This window comes from Streptomyces lydicamycinicus, assembly GCF_000829715.2.
Taxonomy (GTDB): Bacteria; Actinomycetota; Actinomycetes; order Streptomycetales; family Streptomycetaceae; genus Streptomyces; species Streptomyces lydicamycinicus.
In genome coordinates, this window is the sequence record NZ_BBNO01000009.1 from 298,168 (window position 1) to 322,342 (window position 24,175).

Genomic DNA, 24,175 nt, shown 5'->3' on the forward strand with positions numbered 1-24,175 from the left:
TGGGACTCGAACCTATCCGGGTGACGCGTCTCACATGCGCCCCAGAGCCCGCGAATGGGAACAGGCCGAAGACCGCCTGTTCAAAGTCCTGCGCGATGCGTCGGTCCTGCGCGCTGAACGGCATTGGCGGCTCCGTCGCTGACCTCGGAAGGACACGCCCCGCCAACACGTCGGCTGGCGGGCTGAATACGCGAGAGCCCCGGAGGCCGTCCTGGTTTCCGGGGCTCCGGTGCGCTAACCGGCGGGGTTAGGTGGAACAGCCGAGGCACCTCCGGACCGAAGAACACCCCGTGCGGGCTGTCGGCGGTGGCGATCCAGAAGGTGCCGGGGTTGGCTCCCAAGAAGGTCTCAAGCTCATTGGTTAGGTCGTCGTACCAGCTGCCGTCCTTGGGCGGCTTGTAGTCCCCCAGCCGCACGACGCGCTGCCATGCGTCGCCGATCCACACTACGATGTGTAAGAGCTGCATGGCGAACAGGCTCCCCCGGTGCAGGCTGACGGGAAACACGGCCAGACACCTTGAGAGGTTGAGCCAGCCAGCTTCGAGTCGGCGACGAACGTACCCAAGCCGAGCTCGGTGCACACCTCGCCCGCGTCCCGCAGGTGCGCCAACGCCTTCTGGGTGGTGCTGGCTGCGATGTCGAACTCTGCGCTCAGCTCGACAATGCCCGGCACGCGGCTGCCCGGCAGATTGGTCCCGTCGGCGATCCGCTTATTGATGACGGGTGTACAAGTACGACGCCACCGCCAAGGAGATGCGCGAGGTCAGAGCGCGCGAGTGGTCGGTCGACAAGGTGCCGAACCAACCATGATCGATGACCGATGACCGCTCTGCGAGTGCCACCGCTGCCAAGGCAACGGCACCCCCGACCGCCGCCGACCTGACCCAACATCAGCTTTACCCGAACTCGACCGGGGCGGTGCCTAGTTGTAGGAGGCCATGACGTTGGTGACGCCGTCCGGTAGTCGTGCTGCGGGTGGCTGGTTCCCTAGCGCTGTGTGCGGTCGGTGGTAGTTGTAGTGGATGATCCAGCGGCCCAGAAGGTAGGCGCGTTGGGCTTCTGACGTCCACGTTCGGGCGTAGAGGAACTCTTCCGCCAGGATGCGGTTGTATCGCTCGACTTTGCCGTTGTGGCGTGGGGTGTAGGGCGCGATGCGCTGGTGCCTGGCGCCGAGGAGGGCCCGGGTGAAGCTCTCGGCGCGGTAGCAGGCCCCGTTGTCTGTCACGATCCGTTCGATGCGTGCGATCCCGTGTGCGGCCAGCCAGGCGCGCGCACGGTGGAGAAAGGCGATCGCGGTGGTGGCCTTCTCGTCAGGCAGTGCTTCGGTGTAAGCGAGTCGGCTGTACCCGTCTATGGCCGAGTGCAGATAGATGTAGCCGCCGCGGCCGGTCTTCTTTCTCCGGTTGACAGCTTTGGCCTGGTCGCTGCCGCGTCCGTGTGCGCGCCAGCCGCCGCCGTCGGGGATGCGGCCTACCTTCTTCACATCGACGTGAATCATGTGGCCTGGCCGTCGAGCTTGGATCTTCCGCGGTTGTCGGTTGACCTCACCGTTCGGGTCGATGAATCGGCGTCGGTTGATGCCGAGCCCAGCAAGGTGTCTGCTGACGGTCCGTCGGCTGATTGACGTTCCGGCCTGAGCCAGCTCGAAAGCGATCCGGGACGCGGACCACTTGTGGGTCCGGCGCAGCTGTTCGATGAGGACGAGGGCCTCGGACGTCGTCGCGGTCGGCTGGTGGTGCGGCGTAGAAGAGCGGTCCTCCAACCCGAGTTCGCCGTGACTGCGATATCGATTGACCCACTTCGATGCGCACGCCCGGGAGATCCCCATCTCGGCTGCGACGTGCGCAATCGGCCTCGTCCGGCAACGCTCGACCAGTCGACGGCGCCCCTCGATGGTGAGGGGCGCGTTACGGTGCGTCACGTAGTGGGACCGGGCGCGGAGGGCCGCTTGGCGGTGTCCCGCTGGGAGATCGCCTCTGCCACCTCGTCCAGGGCGGTGCGCAGGGAGGCACCGTATGCGTCCTGGGGGAGGTTGGGGGCGTGTTCTTTGGCTGCGTTGATGTGCTCGGTGGCCGCGTTGAAGGAACCGAGTCGGCGGTAGTTGTCGGCCAGGTTGAGGTGGAGGGAGGGGTAGAACCCGGCGATGTGGAGGCTGGCGTGGTGCTCCTGGACGCGCTGCTCGGTCACGGCGTCGGCCGCGTCCAGGGCCCGGATGTCCCAGGCGAGGGCCTGGGCGGGATCTTCGTAGAGGTCCGCCAGGTAGTGGGCGAGTGAGCAACGGTGCAGCGGGTCCCCGGTGACTCCGAGCTCCGACCACAGGTTCAGGAGCTTGTGGCGGGCGGAAAGGATGTCGCCCGCTCGGCCTTCGACGACGGCTTGGCCGATGGCTTCCATGGTCGGATCAGAGCTGGCAGGTGTGGTGGTCATGAGGTTCCTCGTCGTCGTTCTCAGGCTGAGGGGTCGAACTTGATGGGCATGGCCAGGGTGGTGAGATCGCCGCGGTCGGCGGAGCGGATCGTGACGGGCTGGTCGTGTCCCCTCAGGTCGAACATCACGTCGGGGCCAATCGCCGTGCTCACGGCGGGATAGAGCGTGGTCATCTGGAACCGGATCTGGAGGGCCTCGCCCGTCACCGTGACGGAGAGCGGGATGCCGGGGTGCTCGTCGTTCGGGGACCGGACGTTCACGCTGTGATCGGTGATGTGCAGTACGACGTGTTCGTCGGGGTGCTCTTCCAGAACTCGCAGCAGCAGGTCCTTCGAGATCGTCACGCGCGTAGTGACCTCGCCCAGGGACTCAATCATCAGACGGTGGTCGGGGAACTCCTCAGGCAGCGTCCGGCAGTGCCGGTCCTCCCGCTCGGGCATGCGCAGCCAGATCCCGTGCGGCACCGCTTCGATGCGGATCAGCGCACTGCGCCGGACGTCGGCTACCGCAGCCCGCAGGTCGTCGCCGTCAACCGTGCCGGCCCAGGTCTGCTCCGCTGGCCGCACCGGCACCAGGGTCCGAGTAGAGAGCCGGTACCGGTCGGTCGCCGTCAGGGCGATTGCCTCGTCACTCGCCTCGATGTGCAGGCCGGTGAGCACCGCCATCCCCAGCTCGTACGCGGTCGCAGTCAGAACCTGCTCGACCGCGTCCGCCAGCACGGGACCCTTCAGCGTGGCAATCAGCAGACCGGGCACGTTGCCGCCGAGCGCGGACTTGATGGCCGCCGCCTTCCGCCGCGCCGCCGCCGCATCCCCTTCGATCTTGGCGACATGCTCGTCGAGCAGTCGTGCCGCCTCGTCCGCCCCGGCGGCAAGGACCGCCTCGACCGCAGCCAGCGGCATGGCGATCTCGCGGAGCTGGCGCAGCGTGGTCGCCCGCTCCAGCTGGGCGGCGGCGTAGTAGCGGTAGCCCGTGACCGGGTCTACGTCGGCTGGCGGCAGTAGCCCGGAGTCGGCGTAGAACCGCAGCGCGCTGGAGGTCAGGCCACTGCGCTGGGCAAAGACGCCGATCGGCATCAGGTCGGAATTTGGCACCTCGCCATCATTGAGCTTCAACCAACTTGAAGGTCAACATCGACGTGGCGCGTCACCAACGTCATGGCCAGCAACACCTAGTTGTATTTTCCCCATCGCCTACGCGCCTGCGCTAAACTGAAAGTGTTCAAGGGTCGCTATGGCCTTTGATTCCCATGGGGGATGTTCAGCGCGATGCTTGCTCCCCCCGCTGACGCACTCGTAGGTTTGCGGAGCCTCTCTCACGGCTCGCCGCACGCCAAGCCGCAACGAGAAGACGACGGCAGGGCACCACCCGCTCCAACAGGCTGCCACTTGTCGGCCTGCCCGAGAACATTTGCGCGTTCGTGCGTCAGCGCAGGTGTCTCGGTCCGAACCGTAGGGTTCGGATCGAGGCTGCCTGCGCACCCGATCCGACCCATGACAGGGAAGGTAAGGATCGGTGGACGGCACCGCCATCATCATCATTCTCGCCATCGCTGGCGTGGCTTCCGTGCTGCTCTTTGCTCTGAAGGGTCTGCTGGACCAGGTCCCGGACGTTCTACATTCCGCCACCCGGGCGCGGGATGCGTGGGACACCTTCAGGAGGGCTGACGTCCAACCCCCGGCGCTCCCGGCGGACGAGGAGGCGCAGCCGCCCACCGCCACATAGGTCGTAATCTTGCCCCACCCCGCTCCAGAAGGCAGGGCAAGGAAATTTCAGCAGCTGAGTTGACAAAAGCCTTGTCTTGGGACGTAGTTCGGGCTAATGCGCCATTCTTTTCTCTCGTGGGCGCTACGCCTCGCCTTCTTCGGCGTGCTGTCGATCTTCCTCTTCGCCCTTCATGGCTTCCTCGATCAGCTCCCGACGTGTTCGCCTCCGCAGGACGTGCCAGAGACGCTTGGCGTTCCCTGAAGCAAGCTCGCAGCGAGGAGGCACAACACGAGGAACCGCCCTCCCTCCCCACCCCCAGCACCGACAAACTCGCCATCGCCTACCAGGCCGCCACTCCACCTCGCCGCCATCCTCATCTGGACCCGACGGTAACCAAGGAGACAGAACCTAGTTGCGGATGCCAGGGGCGTAGTCCTGCAAGAAGGCGGGCGCGACCATGCGCTGCCTCTTCAAAAGCTGAGTTAGATCATGTGCGAGGCCCTGGTGAGTGGTAGGCCACTCGGGAGCGTGCGCCACGAATTCCCGGCTGTTGAAAATGGTGAAGCGGTTGAGATCTTCCGCACGGAGTCGTGACGCGTCTAGTGGGTCGCGAGAGATGACGACAGCGAGCCGACCGCTGAGCGGCACGGTGAGGCGTCGAAAGTTGTGGAATCCCGTGCCGACGCCATGGTCGAAGAAGCCGGCAGGTATCCCTGGCGGCGGGGTGCCCACGACACCGGAGAAACAGACCGAGTTGTCGCCGACGAGCAAACCGCCATTGCGCGGGCGATAGGAGGACCAGTGCATGTCGGGTCCCAGCAGGGTGGAGACGAGATAGTTCCACTGATCCTTGTAATGAGCGTCGTCGTCATTCCGTAGGCGCCACGGATCGATGACGGTGCGAGCGATTAACCGCATCATGCCGGTCTGGATCTCTTCGTCGGACAGCCCGCTGGCCGCAGCGCTGCTCTTCTTGGTCATCATGTGTCTCAAAAAGCGGCTTCGCTGCCACTGCAACGCCAGCAGCCAGGCAAGGGCATGACGGGCTTGCGTGGGGACAGCGCGTTCCCGACTCTGCACCAGTTCCCTGATGACGGTGGCAGCCTCCCCCTCGAAGTCGCTCATGGCGGCCTCCATCGAGACGTGGTCTGGTTCCTGCTCAGGCAGATACAGAGAGTGGCCGAAGTTGCGATGTCCAATGTCCCGGACAGTTGAGGGGTACTGTCGCTCACTCATCACCGGATGAACGATCAGTCTGCCGCGCTGGCCGGCGAAGTGCTGGAGCAGAAACTGCGGGACGAAGTGGTGCTTCTTGGGGTGCGGCGGCATGAGGTGACTGTAACGAGATCAGCGTCTCCGCCACCGCCGTTCCTGACAGGTGGTCCCCGCGCATGCGGGGTCCCAGGGCCGGGCGCAGGAGCTTGCCGGGGGAGCTGCTGCCTGCACCCGCGGGGTTGGTCCCGTACTGGCCAGCTCCCGCGCCTCCGTCAGCTGCTGGTCCCCGGTACCCAGGGCAGCTTCGTACGGGAGAGGCATGCGGTACGGCTGGAAGACGTTTGGGACCTGCTGCCCCCGAACCTCGACTACCTACTCACGGGCAGGGAACGGCTAACCCCGCTGTCCGTGGGCGACGTCATCATCGGCGACTACGCGCATCCCTTGCTGAGCGCCTCAGTGTGTGAAATCCCCGACCGCGTCATCGAGGCCAGCACCTGCGCGGCTCTCGCCGACTTCCTAACCTCATACCCGGCTGTGGCCAAGCACGAAAGCTACGTCATCACTCGCCCTCTCAACCTCGGCTCCAAGGCGCTCCCGGACTACGCCCGCTACAACCACGGCGGCGGCGAACTGGTCGTCAACTGGGAGATGCCGCAGGGCCAGCGACCGAGGCCGAACGCCTGGAGTACCTGCGGTCCATGACCTACGGCTACGCCAGGGGCCGACACTTCCTGCCCGTTCTTTCCCCAATGGACCGGGAGTTGCACCCGCTGATGGCGTGGTGGGCCGTCCTGTACACCCTGTCCATTCTCGCCCGCTATCAACCCGCGGCCGGGGTCAAGCTCATCAGCCTCGACGACAGCCACCACGCGGCCCCGATTGAGCGGCTGCTGGAACGATGCGGGTCTTCTCCGGTGGATACGGAACCGCGTCCCAGGATCCGTCGCCGTTATGTCGGAGCAAGGCAGTGCGCAATTTGCTGCAGAGCAGTCGCCGGAAGGGCCATTATGGGGGCGTGACGAGTGCAATTCCCAACCAGTGGATAGTTGTGCAGCGGCCGGCCGAAGTGGCGGGCCGCCGAAGCGAGATCGCCAGGATGGCTGGCTGGGAGATCCGGGATGAGAGCGGCCACTGGCGGGTGCGTACCGCCGAGTCCTACCGCAAGCAGCCGCCGAGCCTCCTGACCACTCGCCACATCCGTGAGAGCCAGTTCAACTTCCTTGGGACCTTGCCCGAACAGGCATCTCACCTCACCGCGTCCAGCAGCAACTCTGTGACTGAGGAGTTGAAACGGCTGCGGGACAAAGAAACCCTTGCCTCCGAAGTCGCACGGTTTCAGCTCGTCTTCCTTCGTACGCCCACGGCGCAACTTCCAGACGCCATGAGGACATTCTTCTCCGAGGCAGCGAAACGGTTGCCGCAGTCTGAGTTGCTGGTCATAGATGTGGCCCGTGAACTCTCCGCCCGCTACAACCTCGCTAAGTTCCTGCTCACCGTTAAACTGACGCCCACGCAGCTACCCAATGACAGCCTTCCCGTAGGTAGTGCGCTAACAACGGGTGGCATCTTTGCGGCCGAGTTGTTCACCGCGCCCGCGCTCCTGGCCCTGGCACCCTACGTCGTCGGCGTGCCTGCCTCCCGGGCCCGTGGCGCGGCTGTGTGGCTGTTCGGCCGGCCTGTCGCCGGGCTCACATTCCCCACTGACCAGCTCATCGACACCGTCAGGCCAACTACCGACCGGCTCGACGGGCCGCGCCAGCGCGGAGGCAAGAACCCTCCCACCGCCACCGCCGAGCAGACTATGACCTTCTTCACCTGGTGGACCACCCAGGTCAACAAGGTACTGTCGCTGGCCACCGACCCGGTCAACTTCGCCGACCCAGCGTCCAACATCTATAGCCCGGTAAAGCACTGGCAGTACCTGGCCAGCATCGAACGACTCTTTCGCGACGTCGCCGAGACCCTCGCCGACACGGAGTACCACGAGACGGCCCAGCTCAGGGCGGCGTACGACGCGCTCGACACCCTGGAGGGCATGCATCACGGCGGCTTCGACGAGCTGGTGACCCCCTTCCGCGCCGCCCGGACCCTGGAGAAACTCCGGCAGGACCTGCCTCCGGACATCTCGGCGGTCGCTCTGCCTATCTGCCAACGGGCCGTCGACGCCCTCGAGAAGGTGAAAGACGGCTTCACCCCGACCGGCACCTACTACACCCCCACCGGTCTTGCTGGCCTTCCTGGAAAGAAGGGCCCCATGGACAAGACCTGGGACCAAGCCACCTCCCTCTACCTGCGACGGGACCGCAACAGCGCCCACTCATTCCTAAAAATGGACGAGTGGGAGAAGGCTCTCCTGCTCTCGCATAACGGCACACTCCCTCGGGGAATCGCTGAGCTCGCCTTCCTCTATCTGCTCGACCTCGTGGCCCATCCCGACAAGATCGCAACGAAACTGCGCTGACGCCTGCCAAAGTGACGGAACCAGTCGAGAGACCTCCGAATCGTGGGGCCCTTGGCATTGCACGGCCAAAAATCCGGGGCTGGCACTGCTGCCGGTAGAGGAATAGTGCAGGGTCAAATCACTGCCTCTTCACCAGTAAGACGGCGTCGAAGCGGCCGAGTACCGGGTCTGGGTCACTGCCGATCAGTTGCAGCCGATCGAAGGGGTGGATCTGTCTTCCGTTCCGACGCGCCGGCTCCCAGCAGAAATCCCCCCGACCACACCGACGGGGTGGGTGGTAAGGCCAGATCCCGAGCGGCGGGCGCGGAACGGTCGTGCACGATGCCGGCTGCCCCAAGACCGGCAACGGGGGGACAGACCTGGGCGCGATGGAAGCGCTTGACGCGCTGATGCGACCGGGCGCGAGGGCTTGTCACGACTGCGACGCCGCCACGGTACTCATCCCCGCACTAGAGCTGGGGCAGGACTATGTGTAGCGGACGCCTACCGGAAGGCCGGGCCCGAATCTTCGCAGGGGCAGTCGACGGTGAGACGACTAGCACTCGGACCGCTGGGGTCTAGTGAGACTTCCAGGGGCAGGCGTCCACCAGCACACGGAGATCACCGCTTTGGGGGCGCAGATGCAAGTTGTCACGGTGATGGCGCGCGTAGGCGGCGTTCGAGGTAGATCGCGGTGAAAACCGCGACCTTGGCTCGCAGCGCCCAAGGGTCGAAGGGCTTGCTGATGTAGTCGACCGCGCCGGCGGCGTACCCCCGGGCGGTGTGCTCAGGATCGGTTCCCATGGCGGTGAGGAAGATGATGGGGACGTCGCGGTTGCGGGCACGGCGCTTGATCTGGGCGGCGGTCTCGTAGCCGTCCATCTCCGGCATCTGCACGTCCAAGATGGTGACCGCAAAGTCTTCGTGGTCCAGCAGAGCTTTGAGTGCGTCCCGGCCGGACCTCACCGTAACGAGCTCCTGGTCGAACGTTGCCAGCACCGCGGTCATCGCAAGGAGGTTGTCGGGCTGGTCGTCCACCACGAGAATCTTGGGCATCCTCGTGTCTGTCGCAGTCGGAAGCGCGACGGTCGGCAACTCAACAGCTTCGAGCTGCCGCTCCAGCAGCTCGCAACGGGCTTCGGCGGCCGCACGCTGCTCCCTTACTGTCTGGAGCTCCTCCCCCAGCTGGAACACCTGCTTCTGCAGAGCGTCACGCTCTTCCAGAAGCTGAGAAAGGTCGGGGTGAGCCGCCGCAAGCTGGTCGGCCCGGGCGCGTTCGACTTTCCAATCCGCTTCCAACTGTCCCAGCCGCACTTCCAAGGCGGCGATGCGGTGCGTGCGGTCCAGCAGAGCATCGCCCAACACATCCCCACGTACGCTGGAGCGCCGGGAGACCCGGTCTGCATCGGCAAGCTGCTCCTCCAAAACCTCCACGCCATGTTTCGGCATCGAACAGGCGTCGACCGCAGACCTGTAGAGCTCGCGCACGAGTTCCACAGCATCACTCGTCACCGCAGTGCCTCGATGCTCGGCGAGGTCAGCGAGCAGATCGGTGACGACTCTCCACGGAGGTAGCCGCGTGCCGTTGAGGTAGCGCGAGAGCGTACCGGGGTCACGGCGGCGCCGAGCCGCATAACGACGCACCGACACCTCCAGGCCATCGAACAGCTCCCGGAGCGCCTGGGCAAGAGCCCGCGACTCCTCCGGAAGATCACTCCCCAGCGGCCGCAATTCACCCACGCTCCGTCCCCTCCCCGTGCTGGGCCACCTCAGCCTTGCCTCGTTCGAACTCGGCGACGATGAGCCGGTTGAAGAACGACACCGCCGCGCCTGCTGCAGCGAGCCCGACGAGCACGCTCTGCGGAACACCTTCGCCAGCCGTCCAGGACAGCAACGCCGCGACCGTCCCACCGAGCGCAGCCAGCAGGAACACCAACGTCGTTCTGAGCGATAGCAGGGGCCGATCCATGGCATCTCCATCCATCCGCCCCGCGCAGGGCGGGAGGTTCACCCGTGCAGCCGATTGCCGAACGGTCGGCACACAGCATGGAGGGCGACAGCACCGTTGCATGCCGGGAACGCCCGGGCAGAGCTTCCAAGTTGTTCGCTGCCCACGGTCACCCACGCGTGGCGCCCGTCCCTTATGCAGCTCACAGCCCTGAGGTCCCAGGGCGTTGGCGCCGTGTTGCCGCGCAACGTGGGCGACGCGAATGCATGTGCGAACTCGGTTCCTCTGGTCCCCGCGCATGCGGGGTTGGTCCCGGCATGGACCTGTGCGTCATGCAGACACGTGCCGGCTGGTCGCTGAAGATCTGGAGTCGGCCCGCCATGCACCGCTTCGACCAGGCGCATGACAGTGCTCGACGAGCCAGCCGGACGACAGCGGGCACAGAAGTGCGCCATCATGCATGAGGATCTCGGAGTAACGGCCAGCGTATGGCCGCCAATGGCCGAGGGTTCATCGACCATGGCGAGTACGGCAGGCGACTTGAAGCGACGGACGAGGAAATGGCGCGGGATTACGACAGTCAGCTGCTGGAGTCGGTGGCAGTACGCCGCCGCAGGATGCGGGATGCCCTGTTGTTCGGTGCGCAGCGGGGACGTCGCACGGCGGACGAGCGGCTGGGGAAGGTCTTCGCAGGGATCGCGATCACGGCTGTCCTGTGCGCGGGGTGCGTGGGGTGGTCGTTCCTTCAGCACACGCTGGCCACGCAGAAGGCTGAGCAGGAGAAGCAGCAGCGTCAGATGCAGCAGTACGGGCAGCCGACAAGGTCCGCGACCCCGTAGAAGTCCACGGATCGGATTCGGACAGAGTTGGCGCCATTCCTGGGGAATGCGCGAAAAAGCTACCCGTGGCGGGAAAAGGAGCCCTGACGCAGGGCCAGGGTGGAAGCATGTCCCGTTTGGCCAAAGAGTTCGTCAACCCCGCGATGGTAGGTTCCGGTAAGTGGTGAGCAGAGCAGCGAGTTCCCGTACGCAACTGAGCCGAGTGACGTTGGTCGGTGAGCGACGCCGGGCCGATGTCGTCCTGCTCTCCGATACGCCGATCGGCCAACTGATCCCGGATGTCCTGCCGTTGCTGGGCGATCGGCCCGCATCGCGGCCGGTAGCTCGGCAGTTGATTACGACCGACGGTTCTGTCCTGCCGTACGACAGCACGCTGGCATCGGCCGGGGTAGCCGACGGCGCCGTGCTCCGGCTGGTGACGACGCATTCCGCGCCGCCGGCTCCCGTGGTGCACGACGTCACCGATCAGGTGGCTGACGACCTCGATCTCCGGTCTTGGCGCTGGCGCCCTGCTGCGCGCCGGGCCAGTGCGGGTGTGGCAACCGTCGTCTTCGCCGTGATCGCCGCGCTGCTCGCCCGCCGTGAGTTCCCGCTTGGCGTCCTGGTCGGTGCTCTGTCAGTGGTATCGCCTGTGCTCCTGGCGGCCGGTGCGCTCGTCGCCAAGATCGGGCGGGGGAACCGGGGACTGGCGACCGCGCTCCTGCTCGCCGCCGGCGGGCTGGGTGTTCTCACGGCGTGGACGGCTGCCGATGCGTTCGGCTGGCCGGGCACCGCGCGGCTCGCTGCCGTGGCGGGCGCGCTGGTCGTGACGCTTGTGTTCCTTGGTTACTTCTCTCCGCTGGGCAAGGGTGGGCTCGTTGGTGCGGTGATCGCTGCCGCGATCGCCATTGCGTGGGAGACGGCGGCCGCTGTTCAGGGTGATCCGGCCCGGCTCGGTGCCGTGATGGCTGTCTTCTCTTTGGTGGTGCTCGGAGTGCTGCCGCGGCTGGCGCTGATGGCGTCGGGGCTCACCGCGCTCGACGACCGACGCTCGGGCGGTGTCTCCGTCAGCCGTCACCAGGTAGGTACCGCGCTTGCGGCTACGCACCGCGGCCTTGCCCTCTCGACGATCGTCACTGCGGTTTCGGCAGTCTCCGCAGGATGGCTGCTCACCCTGGCCGAGAAGCCGACCGTGTGGAGCGTGGTGCTGGCGGCACTCGTTGTCGTGGTGCTCGTGTCGAGGGCGCGGGCGTTCCCGCTGGTCGTTGAGGTTGTGGCGCTCTTCGCTGCTGCGTCGTGCCTGGTGGTGCGCCTGGTGACGTGGTGGATGGAGCATGCAGGGGGTGCCGGGCCGCTGTCTGTGCTGTGTCTGGCTGCGGTGCTGCCGTTGGTCGCTTTGGCGGTGCAGGTGCCCGAGCATGTGCAGGTGCGGCTGCGGCGCATGGGCGATCTGGTCGAGTCCATTGGCATGGTGGGACTCTTCCCGCTCGCCTTCGGTGTGTTCGGTGTGTACGGCCAGCTGCTCAACCAGTTCTGACAGTTTTGAGTTGATGGGCCAGCGCTGCGGGTGGGGCAGCGGAGTGGGGGGTGGACAGGTATGCCGAGCGGAGACGGCTGGCAGGGTGATGTGCTGCGGGACTTGAGGGGCGGCGCTGAGCAGGATGCACAAGGCCCCGACGGACAGGCGTTCCGCACTTCCGCGCCAGGCCGCGCGCTGCCGGCGCAGGGCACTCAGGCGCCGGACGCCACCCCCGGCGATGGTGCGCCACGGCAGGCCGGCTCCCCGTACGAGGGGCAGGAGCAGCATGTGGGTCTTCCGGGCGGCCGGCCACAGCAGGCCGGATACCAGGAGCAGCAGGCCCCAACCGCGTACGCCCCGGGCCCCCAGCCCCAGAGCGGTCCCGACTCACAGCGCGTGGTGGACGAGGGCGGCCTGGCCGACGCGCTGCGCAGCAAGCCCCGGCACGGCGAGTCCTACGCGGCGCGGGCGGCACGTGCCCTGCGCCGTACGCTTTCCTCCTCAGCCGCGCGCGAGGTCGCCGCGATCACCCGCACCGCTGCGGCGCTGCAGCAGCCCGTGACGACCGGCCGGCAGATCGCCGTCACCTCCATCCGGGGCGGGTCCGGCAAGTCGACCGTCGCCGCGCTGCTCGGCACCACGTACGCGCACTACCGGCGGGACCCGGTCCTCTTCTTGGAGGCCGACCCGGCGCTTGGCTCGCTGCCGGTGCGTCTCGGTGCCGAGTCGCTGCGCTGGACCACCAGCGATATCGCAGACCTGGTCAAGCCGGATATGTCGCTGCTCGACGTCACCGGCTATCTCGTCCAGCTCCCCGACAACGCCTGGCTGCTGCCCGCGAGCCAGGGCCGGATCGGCGTCATGCTGGACAACCGGGCGTACGAGCAGGCCGTGGTGGCGCTGCGTCGCTACTTCGGGGTGATGGTCATCGACTGCGAGACCTTGCCCGCCGAGGTCGCCCGAGTCGCGCTGGCCGCCGCCCATGGCCGTGTTCTGGTCACGCCCGCCACGCCGGAAGGCATCACCAGTACGTTCTCGGTGCTCCAGTGGATGCAAGGGCTGCCGCGACATGTGATCGCCGGCACCGTCGTCGTGCTCACCGAGCTGGTACCGCACTCGGGACTCGACCTCGACGAGGCGGCGCGGGGACTCAAGTCCACCGGAGTAAGCGTCCAAGTTCTGCCGTATGACCGGCATTTGGCAGCCGGTGGCCGAATCCACACCGAGTTGCTGGCTCACCCCACCAGGGAAGCCGCTGCCCGCCTCGCCGCGGACGTCTTCCAGCTCTCCCTCTCCCAGCAGCGTCACTGACCCAGATGCCAAGCCCGATCGCGAATGACGGACGACGATGAGTACCCGACTGATCCACCGCCCAGCCAGGACCACCAGGCCACCGGCCGCCTCCGAGGCACGCATCATCGAGGCACCGCCCAACCTCCCCGAGGGGAAGGCGGGCAATATCGCGATGTCGCTGCTGCCCGTCGCCGGCGTCATGTCGTCGGTGGTGATGATGACGGTGGTGCGCAACAGCCAGTTCGCCGGGCTCGGGGCGATCATCCTCGTCGTCACCGTCATCGGGTCCGTCGCGCTGGTCTTCTCGCAGCGTGGCAAGGCGCAGCGCACTCGGCGCACTCAGCGCGAGGCGTATCTGGCCTATCTGGAGGATCTGCGCGAGGAGCTGGGCGGCGAGGAGCGGGAGCGGCGCGAGCGGGCTGGTGTTCTCAACCCGCCCCCGGCCGCCCTCTACGACATCGTGCGCGATCCGGCCCGCCTCTGGGAGCGCCGCCGCGTCGACGGCGACTTCCTGCGTGTGCGGGTGGGTACCGGTGAGATGCCCGTGCGCAACTTGCAGATCGCCCAGCAGGGTTCGTCGGTCCTCACCCCGCCCGACCGCTTCATGCTCAACGAGGCCTCGTCGCTGATGGCCCGCTTCCGCACCGGCACCGAACTCCCGCTCACCGTCCCGCTCGACCGCGTCGGCAACGTCAGCGTCATCGGCCCCCGCGAGGACTGCCTGCGCGTGGCGCGGGCCCTGCTTGTTCAGGCCGCCGCCCTGCATGCCCCCGACGATGTGGCGATGGCGCTCGCCGTGCCCGGCGACCGGCTCGCCGACTGGGAGTGGGCCAAGTGGCTGCCGCATCTGCTCGACACCGAGCAGTTCGACGGCCCCGTCGCCGCTCGCCGTATTGCCCCCTCCGCGCCCCAACTCGCCCGACTGCTGGGCCCCGAGCTGCGCCGCCGCGCTTCTTATGCGGCAGAGGTGCGGCGCGGCCTGTCCGGCAACGACGCCCTGTCGATGACCTCCCGGCTGCTCGTCGTCGCCGACGGACACGGCGAGGACGCCGTCGACCTGCCGCGCCCCGATGAGGCGGTCGGCCTGCGGGACATGGGCGTCACCGTCCTGCACCTGCTCGAACAGCGGGTCCAGGAGCCCGGACAGGTCGGCGTCCGGATATCCGTCGATGGCGATCAGGTGGTCATCGAGGATCTGCGCGAGCAGGAGCCGGTCAGCGCCCACGGCACCGTGGACGAGGCCGCCATCCCGTTCGCCGAGGGCCTGGCCCGGATGCTGGCGCCGCTGCGCCTGTCCGCCGAGTCGCTCGTCGACGCACCCCTGACGGGGCCCGTCGATTTCGACGACCTGCTCGGCATCGACGACATGGCGCAGCTCGACGTGGCGCGCCTGTGGGCCCCGCGCGGCGAACGTGCCTTCCTGCGCGTCCCCATCGGCATCAACGACTCCCGCGAGCCGGTGCTGTTGGACCTGAAGGAGTCTTCCGAGCTCGGCATGGGCCCGCACGGCCTGTGCGTCGGCGCCACCGGCTCCGGGAAGTCGGAACTGCTGCGCACCCTCGTCCTCGCCCTGGTGGCCACCCACCCGCCGGAGGACCTCGCCCTGGTCCTCGTCGACTACAAGGGCGGTGCGACCTTCGCCCCGTTCGCCGATCTGCCGCATGTAGCGGGCGTCATCACCAACCTGGAGAACCAGGCCGGCCTCGTCGAGCGCGTCCATGCCTCGCTCGCCGGCGAGGTCAAGCGCCGCCAGCAGGTCCTCAAGGACGCGGGCAACATCGCCGACATCGGTGACTACGCCGCACTGCGCGCCCACCAGCGGCCCGACCTGGACCCGCTGCCGCATCTGTTCGTCGTCATCGACGAGTTCGGTGAACTGCTGACCGCGAAGCCGGACTTCATCGACCTGTTTCTGTCCATCGGCCGCATCGGCCGCTCCATCGGCGTGCACCTGCTGCTGTCCAGCCAGCGCATCGAGGGCGGCAACCTCAAGGGCCTGGACACCTACCTCTCCTACCGGCTCGGCCTGCGGACCTTCTCCGCCGACGAATCCCGCACGGTCCTGGACACCACGGACGCCTTCCACCTCCCGCCGCTGCCCGGATTCGGCTACCTCAAGGTCGACACCAGCCACTACGACCGCTTCAAGGCGAGCTACGTCTCAGGCGCCTACCGCGGCCCCGTACAGCGCGGGGAGGAAGAGGACACCGGGCCCCTCGCCCTCCCCTACGACACCTTCAACACCATGACCGGTGCGAAGGATTCGGACGCCGAGGAGCCTGCGGTGCGGCGCCGCGAGATGGGGCCGACCGAGCTGGGCGTGATGGTCGAGCAGCTGGCGCACGCCGCCGGTCCGGTGCGCCGTATCTGGCTGCCCCCGCTGCCCGAAGCGATCACCCTGGACACGGTCGCCGGACCGCTGGAGGTCGGTACGCGCGGTATGCAGCTCACGGGGCGCCGCGGCCCACTGGAGGTTCCGCTCGGTGTGCTCGACGATCCGGCCAAGCAGTGGCAGGGCCAGTGGTACCTGGACCTCACACTGGCGGGCGGCCACGCCGCCGTCATCGGCGGCCCACAGTCCGGCAAGACCACGCTCCTGCGCACCCTCGTCCTCTCCCTCGCGCTGACCCACACCCCGCAGGAGGTCGGCATCTACGGCCTCGACCTGGTCGGCGGCGGCCTGGCCGCTCTGGCGGGCCTGCCGCACGTCGGGGGTGTCGCGGGTCGCGTGGACCGTGAGCGGGTGGCCCGCACCGTCGACGAGGTACGACACATGCTCGCGGCCAGGGAGGACCTCTTCCGCGAGCATGCCATCGACTCCGTCGATCAGCTGCGTACCCTGCACGCGGCGGGCCGGCTGCCCCAGCTGGCATCCGCCGAGATCGTCCTCGTCATCGACGGCTTCGGCGCCCTGCGTGACGACTTCGAAGAGCTGGACGACGCCATCGCCGACATCCTCCAACGCGGCGGCGGTTACGGCATCCATGTCGTTGCGGGCATGCTCCGCTGGAACGACGTCCGCATCGCCGTCCAGTCGAACTTCGGCACCCGCGTCGAACTGCGGCTCAACGACCCCAGCGAATCCAGCATCGACAGCAAGCTGGCAGCGACCCTTTCGCCCGACGAGCCCGGCCGCGTCCTGACCACCGGCAAGCTCTTCGCACAGGTCGCGCTTCCCCGTACGGACGCACTCGCCGACACCGCGGACCTGGGCGCGGTGCTGGAGCGCGTGACCCGGACGATCCGCGCCACCTGGAGCGGCGAGGTCGCCCAGCCGGTACGGGTGCTGCCGCACATCCTTCAGCCCCACCTCCTGCCGGGCCTGGTCGCCGAATCCCAGCGGGTACCGATCGGCCTGGACCAGACGGCCCTCGAACCCGTTCTGCTCGACCTGTTCCAACACGACCAGCATCTGCTGGTCATGGGCGACAGCGAGTGCGGCAAGACCAACCTCCTGAGGACCATCGCAGCCGGCCTGATCGAGCGCTACAGCGAGGACGAGCTGGTCTTCGCCGTCATGGACCCCCGGCGCAGTCTGCGGGGCACGATCCCCGACGAGTTCAGCGGCGGCTACGCGTACAACGCCAAGCTGTGCACGAGCCTCGCCGCGGCGGTCTGCACCGAGTTGGACAAGCGGCTACCCGAAGACGGCGCGGGCCTTGAGGACCTGGAACCAGGCAGCTGGGGCGGCGGCCCACGGATCGTGGTGCTCGTCGACGACTACGACATCCTGACCACCGCCGGCCAGGAACCACTGGCCCGCTTCCTGCCCTACATCCCCTCCGCGGTGGACATCGGCCTCCACTTCGTCCTCACGCGCCGCGTCGCTGGCGCCTCACGCGGTATCTACGAGCCCTTGGTGCAGGGCCTGCGCGAGTCGGGGTCCTCGGCGCTCCTCATGGCCGGGGACCGCGGTGAAGGCCAGCTGTTCCCCGGTGTCTACGCCTCCTGGCAGCCGCCGGGCCGCGGTGTCCTCATCCGCAGGGGCCAGGCCAACCGCCTGATCCAGACCGTGTACTCCCCCGCGTGACATACAGGAGAACTCTCCCGCCCACGCGGACCACGAGACGTACGGCATCCATGCCCCGAACGACGAAGGACTGGACGACCCCATGACCAAGGACGTCATCACCCTCACCCAACGCATGCCCGACCCGTCGGCCATGCTCGCGGGCCTGCTCTCCGGAGGCCCAGACAAGCTGGTGGACACGGCGGGCGAAGGCGCGGTCGTGCGACTGTGCGACGAGGAGGGACGCCCCCTCGTCTCCGTCGAAGCTCCGCTGCTCGTGCAGGTCGCGGGCGAGGCCGAGCGGCTGCTCGGAGCCACCCCGCCACCGGTGCCGTACTGGTGGACAGAGGCCCGCGCCACCACCGGTGTGGAAGAAGCCGAGCGGCTGGCGGGCACCTTCGCGGCCCGGCTGGCCGCTTTGGCCGACGGCTCCGCCTGGCCGCCCGAAGCCGCGCAATCCCTGACCGTGGTGAAAACCGAAGGCGTGAGCGTTGCACCCACGCCCGCCACCGCGCAACCCGCGGTCGACGTCCTGACCGACAAGGTCGCCGTCGTCATCCAGGACCGCCCGGTGGTGGCCATGACGGCCTGGCTCCAGGACGCGTTCCAGACCGCCGCCGGCGCAGAGCTGGGCCTCCAGGTCGTCACCCCAGCAGGAACCACGCTCTCCCCGGCCGTACGCGCCAGCCTCAGTAACTGGCCCTCACGCTGGGTCGTGCGCGACGAACGGGACGGCTACTACGACGGACAGTCCGGAGCCGTCCTGCGCTGGCAGGACAACATGTTCCAACCGGTAGCGGCAGCCGGCGCGACCGCTGACGACCCACGCACCCCGGTAGCCGCCTCCTACCAGGAGGTCACCGACACCGGCGAACAGCAGCTGGCCATCACCTTCCGCGCGGTCCATCCCGCGGACGAGCGTCTTGTCCTCGGTGGCGCGCTGGAGTCGATATGGCGCGAACTCACCGGTGAGCCCCCGGCGGGGTGGGGAACCGCGGAGCCCGCAAATCTCCCCTGGTCGCCGCGCCAGATGACCGACCTCGCCTACGAGCGGGCGCCCGAGCCGACCTGGTTCGTGGTGGTCGGCAGCCCGGACCGGCCAGGCCTGGCCACGGTGCGCGTCAGCCGTACGAAGGCGGGCGTGGAGGAGTACGTCACGCTGATGTTCGGCTACGGCCCCGACGAGGAGCCGCCGGTGGACTCCCTGCCCAGGGCCGCGGAGGTGCTCGCCACCCGCCACCGCCTCCTGTCGATGCTCGTTCAGATCCGCAAAGCCCGCCGGGACCTGGCCGTGCCGCCCCGCTTCGAGGGGCCCGGTGTCCCGCTGGCCTTCGTGCTCGGCGCGGAGGTGGTCCGCCAGATGCCCGGCGATCGCGCCCAGGACACGCCACTGCCCAAGCCGCCTGTCCCCCTCGGTCCGAAGACCCGCCCTGCGATGTACTACCCGTTGCCTGGGGACCCGTTGGATCTGTCGGGCTGGCAGGACTTCGAGCGACTGATGCGGCATCTGAAGGGCGAGTGAGCAGTACCGGTGTGGGGGTCGGCATCCGGGCCTTCGTGCGAAGCACACCGCATGCTGGGGCAGGCAGGCACCTATCCGCTTTGAGCCATTGTCAGACCCTGGCCCTAGCATCGGGATTGTGAATTGCACTGGTCACGCGCTGGTTGATAGGCATGACCGTACATACGATCGTCAAGTCCGGCAGGGGGAGCCTGATGAAGTTCGACATGGGGGCACAGACGCTCTCGACCCTGAGGTCGAAGTCGCAGGGGTCGAGCACGGAACTGGGGACGTTGATCCACCAACTCGTGCAAGCAGCACAGCCGTTGGAGGGCAAGTTCAACGGGTCGGGCAAGGTGGCGTTCGACTCGTTCAAGTCGCGCGCGGACGAGATCACGGCGGCGTTGAACAGTGCGCTGGCCGCGATTGTGGGCGGTCAGTCGGGCATGGAGACGGCATTCGGCTCCGGTGACCAGGAGCAGGCCGACAACGCCCGGTCGCAGATGTCGGCGGCGAACTTCGACGCGGCCCGCTTCTCGGGCCGCTGACAGCCTGATTGCGGCTCAGGTACTCAGATCTCAGGGGGAGTGATTGTGATGGCTGCTGGCATGGACCGTCGTTCGTACGACTCGGGTGCATCGGCGGAGGCGCAGGGCAACATCCAGGCGGTGATAGCGCGTCTGGAGCAGGTGATCGCGGCGCGTGATGCGCAGGTGAAGGCGGCGATGTCGGACTTCGCCGCGGATGGTGTCGCGGAGGAGTACCACGGCAAGGAAATGCGCTGGAACAGTGCCTCGCAGGAGGTCAGGAGCATCATCCAGCTGCTGAAGACGACGCTGGAGAAGAACGACGGCACCGCGCACCAGACGCTGGCACGCGCGAAGGCCGCCGTCGACAACATCGGCTGAGCCGGCCTCAGCACATCGACAGACCAGGCAATCCGTCGGAGCGCACCGACGGATTGCCGACCATGGGGGCCGTCGTCGCGCGGGTCGTGGCGCCGGTGCAAGAAGTATGTACGCAGGGGGGCGTTCATGGCGTCATGGGACATCCAGCCGCAGGGAGTGCAGGGCCAGTTGAAGGTCGTCGGCACACATGCCGAAGATCTGGGGAAAGCCCTCAACACCCTGCTCTCCGACATCCAGGAAGCGGCTCAGGCAGCGGGTACGGCCGTGCCGGGCACGCAGGCCCGAACGCCGCTATCGCCCGGGCCGTGGGCACCGACGAACAAGCCGTTGGGAGCGGCGGGCACCTCCCTGTTCACGCAGACGGCGACGGGGCCGGTCGCCGCGGCCCTGGCCGAGTACGTAACGAAGCGCAAGCCGCGCATGAAGGCAATGGCCGATCGCTGCCAGGCCGCCGTTCTGGGGGCTGCCAAAGCCACCAATGAGTACGTCCAGGGCGATCTGGAGGCGGCCAAGAACGCCCAGAACGCCGCCCATACCGTGCGGCTGGACGCTCTCAAGGACTTCGGGGGGAAGAAGAAGTGAGCGGCGGACCGGTCGACCCGGCCGAGGTACCGGTCTTCACCGGTGATCTGGACGTTCTGGAAGCCAAGACGAAGGCGCTGTCCCACGGCGGCTCCAAGGTCCAAACCGCTGGCTCGGACGTCCACAAGTCCTTCGGCGGACTGGCCGCCTTCTACAAGGCGCCCGAGGCGGAGCAGCTGTTCGGCGTCACCAGACCGGTGGCGGATACGGCTCACGACCTGAGTGACGACATGCATGTCATCGCCGGGGCTCTGGGCACCTACGCCCGTGAGATCAGGCCACTGATCCACCGGCTGAACCAGCTCAAGCAGGAAGCCGCCGATTTCCGCGACAACGAGGCCGCCGAAGGCGACTGGAGCGAGGACGGCGACCTGACCGACGAGAACCTCAATCGCCGCAACAAGATCGCCGAGGTCTGGGCCGCGTTCCAGGAAGCCGAACGCGACTGCCACGCCAAGATCGTCGCGCTGGTAGGCGGCAAGGCGCTCCACACGATCGATGCCTCCCACACGAAGGGATACGGCTATGACGCCGAAGCCCTCAAGGCATCCAAGAGCCTTCCCTGGGGCGACGCGGTCGAGGAATCCGTTCCCTGGTGGCACGTGGGAGAGCACCTCTGGGACTTCGGCAAGGGCTTCATCGTCGACGGCGTGGGGGGCACCATCGACGGCATTTACACCCTGTTCGGCGGGCACGGCGGAGACGCCGCCGGCCAAGCCTGGCTCGGTCTGGCCAAGCTCTCCACCGCAGTGGCGATCACCACCACGCCCGGTCTGAACGTCGCCTACTGGATGACGCCGGGGAGCATGCTCCCCTCTTGGCTGCGGGACTCGCGTACCGCGGTGCTGGATACCGGCAAGGCTCTTGTGGCCTGGGACCAATGGGAAACGAACGGCTCCCGGGCCGCCGGCGCAGTCACCTTCAACATCGTGACCGCCGTCTTCACCCGCGGTGGCGGCGCCGCCGTGTCTGGCGCGGGCAAGGCGGGCGCCCTGGCCAAGGGCCTGACCGTCGTCAGCAAGGTGGGCAGCGCCGTCGACCCGATGACCTACGTCATCAAGGGCGCAGGCGCGGGCCTGTCAAAGGTCGGCGACCTGATGACCCACCTCAAGGGCCTCGGCCACGTCCAGACCCCGAAGATCTCCGAGGGCGCCTACAGCCTGCCCGAAGGCGCCGTCGAAATGCCGGACGGCACGATCCAACTGCCAAAGGACGCCGCCATTCCGGAAGGGGCGACCAAACTCCCGGGCGGCAGAATTGAGCTGCCCGAAGACACGGTCACCCTCCCGCCGCACACGGTGAAGGACCCCTTCAACGGCAACTACACGGACGCCGCCGGCCACCTCTACAGCAAAGACGACGGCAGCCTCCTCCAAGACTCCAAGGACGCCCCCCAGGGCAACCCCGCCCAACCCGCCACGGGTACGGACAACCCACGAATCGAGACCCCGGCCCACCAGGAACAGCGGGTCCCGGCCGGCGTCGGCGGACGGGGCGACGACACCATACGCGTCGGCTCGGATGTCTCAAACCCGGCCCGCACCGGCGACAACACAGGCCCCGGCAGCACCCGGTCGGGCGACAACACCCCCACGGGCCGCGCCAGCGACCACGGCACTCCGGGAGGCAACGCGGGCAACCACATGCCCACGAACAACCTGGACAACGGGACAGGCGGCACCGGCCGCACAGGCGACAACAATCCCGCGGGCGGTGCCAGCCACACGGACACCCCGCCCACGGGCGGCGGTCGCGACGTGCCGGGCGGCTCCACGACCCACAACGCCATGCCGGACGGCTCCTCCGCGGACAACGGTGTCCCCGGCGGTGGCCACCCGGATACCCCTTCAACGGACGCAGCCCACTCAAGCCGCGTGGATGACGCGACGCGCGCGGCCCATCACGCGGAGTACGAGGCTGCCCGTGAGAAGCCGGCCAAGGAGCGGACGCCCGCAGAGCGGGCGGCCATCACCCGTGAGCATGTGCGTCTGTCCAACGAGGATCCAGCCTGGCGCGCGGAGCACTACGACAAGTGGGGGTCCGGCTATCGCAACAGTGCCGAGGAAATGGTCGACGGCCAGCTGCTGCCGAAACTCGTGGAGAAGCCGGACGGCAGCTGGATGGCCGCCGACGAACTGCCTTCCGCGGACCCGGAGAAGTTCCACCTCGACGACCTCGTACGGGGCCGGGACACAGTCAGCCCGCAAGGCCACCTCGACCACCTCGACGACGTTTCAGCCAAGCGCGTAGCAGGCATGGACCTGACCAATGCCGAAAGGGCCTACGAGAACAACCCGACCGATGAGACCGCGCAGGCTCTCGCCGACGCGCAGGAACACTTCGACAAGACGGTCGGCGAGGGCGTCTCCAACAACACCAAGCTCGGTGAGGCACTCGGCGAGGAGGCCGCACGCCGACACATGCTCCTGCAGAAGGAGTTCGCAGGAGCTCGCGAGATCACCGACCTTCCCGAGACGCCCAACGGTTCGAAGAGGTTCGACCAGCTCTGGCGTGACAAGGACGGCAGCCTCATCATCGTCGAGGCGAAGGGACCGAACGCGCGACTGGACTGGCGCCGGGGCAACGGTGCGCTCGACCGGGGCACCATGGTGAAGCAGGGAACCATCGAGTATGTCCGCACAATCTGTGCCGATATGGAGCAGCGCGCCCTTCTGTCGCCGAAAGACGCCCAGTACGCCAGGGAAATCAGAGAGGCCATCAAGAACAAGAGCCTGCGATACGTTCTCGTCCAGGCCACCGAGAACACCGGTAAGTATGCTGGTGCTGAGCTCAAGCACTTCAAAATCTTCTAAGGAGAAACGCGTTGGTCTCGAGCATCCCCCGCCACCCCTTTCCCACAGGGAACGCGGAAGACGGCCTCGCTGTGCTCCAGGAGAACGCGCAGGAACTGATCGACGGTCTGGAAGCAGGCACCGCCGATCTGGGCGATGCCCTGGGCACCACGCTCACCCTGGCCGAGGCACACTGCCTGATGGACCCGCGGGCCGCGATCTTCCCCACGTGGGACGCCTGGGTAAATGCGATGCAGGTCGGCTCCGCCCTGTTCGCCGCCGCAACCACGACCGAAGAGCACGTGCAGTGCCGCATCGCGCACAAGGACCGCACGCTCCAGGCCACCGGCCCGGAGTGGTACGTGCATCCGGGATCCTGGCTCAGTGCCTTCTACCTGGCGGTGGTGTGCAGAGAGAAGGACAGGATTACATCCCTGTGCCGGGTGCCCCTGTCCGTGCTGCGAGAGAACGGCTCGCGCTTCGGGGAGTACGACTACGCCTGGATCGACACTCTCCAGACCTATTGGATCGGAGGCCAGGACCTCGTCCCGAAGTTGGTGACTGCGGTCGACGCCACCGCCCCTGAAGCCGTCGACGACCCTGAGACGGTGGGCAAGCTGCTGTACCCCCCGATGGAGATGTTCCACCGCTTCGTCCGCAAGGACCGGGACGGATTCAACCGGGCGCTGGCCAACGCCCTCCAGTGGCACAAGGAGTACTGGAGCGAGGAGGAGCGAGCCTTCCAGATCTCGGGCCTCGTCGCCCTCGCCCCTCTCGCCATGGCCTGCATCGCCCACGACGCGGGCATCCCCATCGAGGTCGAGTCCGAATATCTGCCCACCGTCCTCATCAAGCGCAACTGGTGCGGCGAGTTCCCCACGTGAGACACCTGGAACAGATGGCAACGCGCATTCCGCGCCAGGACTATCAGAAGGACACGATGGCGGCGGCGGTTCCCGTCATGGAGGAGTCACTGTCGGAATCGCTGGAGAAGATCGAGACCTCGCACAGCT

At 67.4% G+C, this 24,175-nt stretch carries 23 protein-coding genes; 15 read left to right on the forward strand and 8 right to left on the reverse strand.

All coding sequences use genetic code 11. The annotated features are described in order from the left end of the window. Nucleotides 1–80: 80 nt before the first annotated feature. The 5 genes from TU31_RS38845 to TU31_RS30705 form a co-directional block, all read right to left on the reverse strand. Entirely contained in the window at nt 81–506 is a 426-nt protein-coding gene (locus TU31_RS38845; RefSeq protein ID WP_158894793.1) for a hypothetical protein, read from the reverse strand. Next, nucleotides 446–718, reverse strand: a complete 273-nt coding sequence (locus tag TU31_RS37405; protein WP_078886063.1) for a GntR family transcriptional regulator — start codon at nt 716–718, stop codon at nt 446–448. Before TU31_RS37405 ends, TU31_RS38845 begins: the two co-directional genes overlap by 61 nt. Before the next feature lie 204 nt (nt 719–922). Next, nucleotides 923–1,921, reverse strand: coding sequence for an IS481 family transposase (locus TU31_RS30695; protein ID WP_042160588.1), 999 nt, complete (start codon nt 1,919–1,921; stop codon nt 923–925). Continuing rightward, the gene (locus tag TU31_RS30700; protein ID WP_181018704.1) at nt 1,918–2,427 is read right to left on the reverse strand and encodes a hypothetical protein; all 510 of its coding nucleotides are present in this window, start codon (nt 2,425–2,427) and stop codon (nt 1,918–1,920) included. Before TU31_RS30700 ends, TU31_RS30695 begins: the two co-directional genes overlap by 4 nt. 20 nt (nt 2,428–2,447) lie before the next feature. Then, the gene (locus TU31_RS30705; RefSeq protein ID WP_042160592.1) at nt 2,448–3,521 is read right to left on the reverse strand and encodes a DNA polymerase III subunit beta family protein; all 1,074 of its coding nucleotides are present in this window, start codon (nt 3,519–3,521) and stop codon (nt 2,448–2,450) included. 421 nt (nt 3,522–3,942) lie between these two features. Here TU31_RS30705 and TU31_RS30710 point away from each other — a divergent pair, with 421 nt between their 5' ends. Beyond that, a complete protein-coding gene (locus TU31_RS30710) occupies nt 3,943–4,152 on the forward strand; it encodes a hypothetical protein (protein ID WP_042160594.1) in 210 nt (69 codons plus the stop codon). Nucleotides 4,153–4,542: 390 nt separating this feature from the next. Here the strand turns inward: TU31_RS30710 and TU31_RS30715 are convergent, their stop codons facing one another. After that, the gene (locus TU31_RS30715; protein WP_042160597.1) at nt 4,543–5,463 is read right to left on the reverse strand and encodes a DUF4238 domain-containing protein; all 921 of its coding nucleotides are present in this window, start codon (nt 5,461–5,463) and stop codon (nt 4,543–4,545) included. Between the two features lie 294 nt (nt 5,464–5,757). Here TU31_RS30715 and TU31_RS30720 point away from each other — a divergent pair, with 294 nt between their 5' ends. The 4 genes from TU31_RS30720 (at nt 5,758) to TU31_RS40695 (ending at nt 8,289) form a co-directional block, all read left to right on the forward strand. Further along, nucleotides 5,758–6,054, forward strand: a complete 297-nt coding sequence (locus TU31_RS30720) for a hypothetical protein (RefSeq protein ID WP_042160599.1) — start codon at nt 5,758–5,760, stop codon at nt 6,052–6,054. Next, entirely contained in the window at nt 6,051–6,371 is a 321-nt protein-coding gene (locus TU31_RS40780) for a YaaC family protein (protein WP_042160601.1), read from the forward strand. The genes TU31_RS30720 and TU31_RS40780 overlap by 4 nt, the downstream gene beginning before the upstream one ends. Continuing rightward, the gene (locus TU31_RS30730; protein WP_158894796.1) at nt 6,368–7,813 is read left to right on the forward strand and encodes a hypothetical protein; all 1,446 of its coding nucleotides are present in this window, start codon (nt 6,368–6,370) and stop codon (nt 7,811–7,813) included. The genes TU31_RS40780 and TU31_RS30730 overlap by 4 nt, the downstream gene beginning before the upstream one ends. Nucleotides 7,814–8,100: 287 nt before the next feature. After that, nucleotides 8,101–8,289 (forward strand): DUF6233 domain-containing protein, encoded by a 189-nt coding sequence (locus TU31_RS40695; RefSeq protein ID WP_370682777.1) that lies wholly within the window; start codon nt 8,101–8,103, stop codon nt 8,287–8,289. A 154-nt stretch (nt 8,290–8,443) separates the two neighbouring features. Here TU31_RS40695 and TU31_RS30735 read toward each other — a convergent pair whose 3' ends face one another. Both TU31_RS30735 and TU31_RS30740 read right to left on the reverse strand, forming a co-directional pair. Next, nucleotides 8,444–9,532: a response regulator gene (locus TU31_RS30735; RefSeq protein ID WP_042160606.1), complete on the reverse strand. Its 1,089-nt coding sequence runs from the start codon at nt 9,530–9,532 to the stop codon at nt 8,444–8,446. Next, entirely contained in the window at nt 9,525–9,761 is a 237-nt protein-coding gene (locus tag TU31_RS30740; protein WP_042160608.1) for a hypothetical protein, read from the reverse strand. Before TU31_RS30740 ends, TU31_RS30735 begins: the two co-directional genes overlap by 8 nt. 539 nt (nt 9,762–10,300) lie before the next feature. Between TU31_RS30740 and TU31_RS30745 the strand changes: the two genes are divergently transcribed. The 10 genes from TU31_RS30745 to TU31_RS30790 all read left to right on the forward strand — a co-directional run bounded on the left by TU31_RS30745 (nt 10,301) and on the right by TU31_RS30790 (nt 24,046). Next, nucleotides 10,301–10,579 (forward strand): hypothetical protein, encoded by a 279-nt coding sequence (locus TU31_RS30745; protein WP_042160714.1) that lies wholly within the window; start codon nt 10,301–10,303, stop codon nt 10,577–10,579. A gap of 160 nt (nt 10,580–10,739) precedes the next feature. Next, nucleotides 10,740–12,095: a type VII secretion integral membrane protein EccD gene (gene eccD / locus TU31_RS30750; RefSeq protein WP_042160610.1), complete on the forward strand. Its 1,356-nt coding sequence runs from the start codon at nt 10,740–10,742 to the stop codon at nt 12,093–12,095. Between the two features lie 60 nt (nt 12,096–12,155). After that, nucleotides 12,156–13,388, forward strand: coding sequence for a MinD/ParA family ATP-binding protein (locus TU31_RS30755; RefSeq protein ID WP_042160612.1), 1,233 nt, complete (start codon nt 12,156–12,158; stop codon nt 13,386–13,388). 37 nt (nt 13,389–13,425) lie between these two features. Beyond that, nucleotides 13,426–17,400 carry a type VII secretion protein EccC gene (locus TU31_RS30760; protein ID WP_042160614.1) on the forward strand — a complete coding sequence of 1,325 codons (3,975 nt, stop codon included), beginning with the start codon at nt 13,426–13,428 and terminating at the stop codon, nt 17,398–17,400. 82 nt (nt 17,401–17,482) lie between these two features. Then, on the forward strand, nt 17,483–18,901 hold the full coding sequence (locus TU31_RS30765; RefSeq protein ID WP_042160616.1) for a DUF6177 family protein: 1,419 nt from the start codon (nt 17,483–17,485) through the stop codon (nt 18,899–18,901). Nucleotides 18,902–19,095: 194 nt separating this feature from the next. After that, complete coding sequence (locus TU31_RS30770) at nt 19,096–19,428, forward strand: hypothetical protein (protein WP_042160716.1); 333 nt, start codon at nt 19,096–19,098, stop codon at nt 19,426–19,428. 48 nt (nt 19,429–19,476) lie between these two features. Continuing rightward, nucleotides 19,477–19,788, forward strand: coding sequence for a pore-forming ESAT-6 family protein (locus tag TU31_RS30775; RefSeq protein ID WP_042160618.1), 312 nt, complete (start codon nt 19,477–19,479; stop codon nt 19,786–19,788). A 126-nt stretch (nt 19,789–19,914) separates the two neighbouring features. Further along, entirely contained in the window at nt 19,915–20,370 is a 456-nt protein-coding gene (locus TU31_RS30780) for a DUF6507 family protein (RefSeq protein WP_042160620.1), read from the forward strand. Further along, complete coding sequence (locus tag TU31_RS30785) at nt 20,367–23,183, forward strand: hypothetical protein (RefSeq protein ID WP_042160622.1); 2,817 nt, start codon at nt 20,367–20,369, stop codon at nt 23,181–23,183. The genes TU31_RS30780 and TU31_RS30785 overlap by 4 nt, the downstream gene beginning before the upstream one ends. An 11-nt stretch (nt 23,184–23,194) precedes the next feature. After that, nucleotides 23,195–24,046, forward strand: coding sequence for an immunity 49 family protein (locus TU31_RS30790; protein WP_245698902.1), 852 nt, complete (start codon nt 23,195–23,197; stop codon nt 24,044–24,046). The last annotated feature ends 129 nt before the right edge of the window (nt 24,047–24,175 follow it).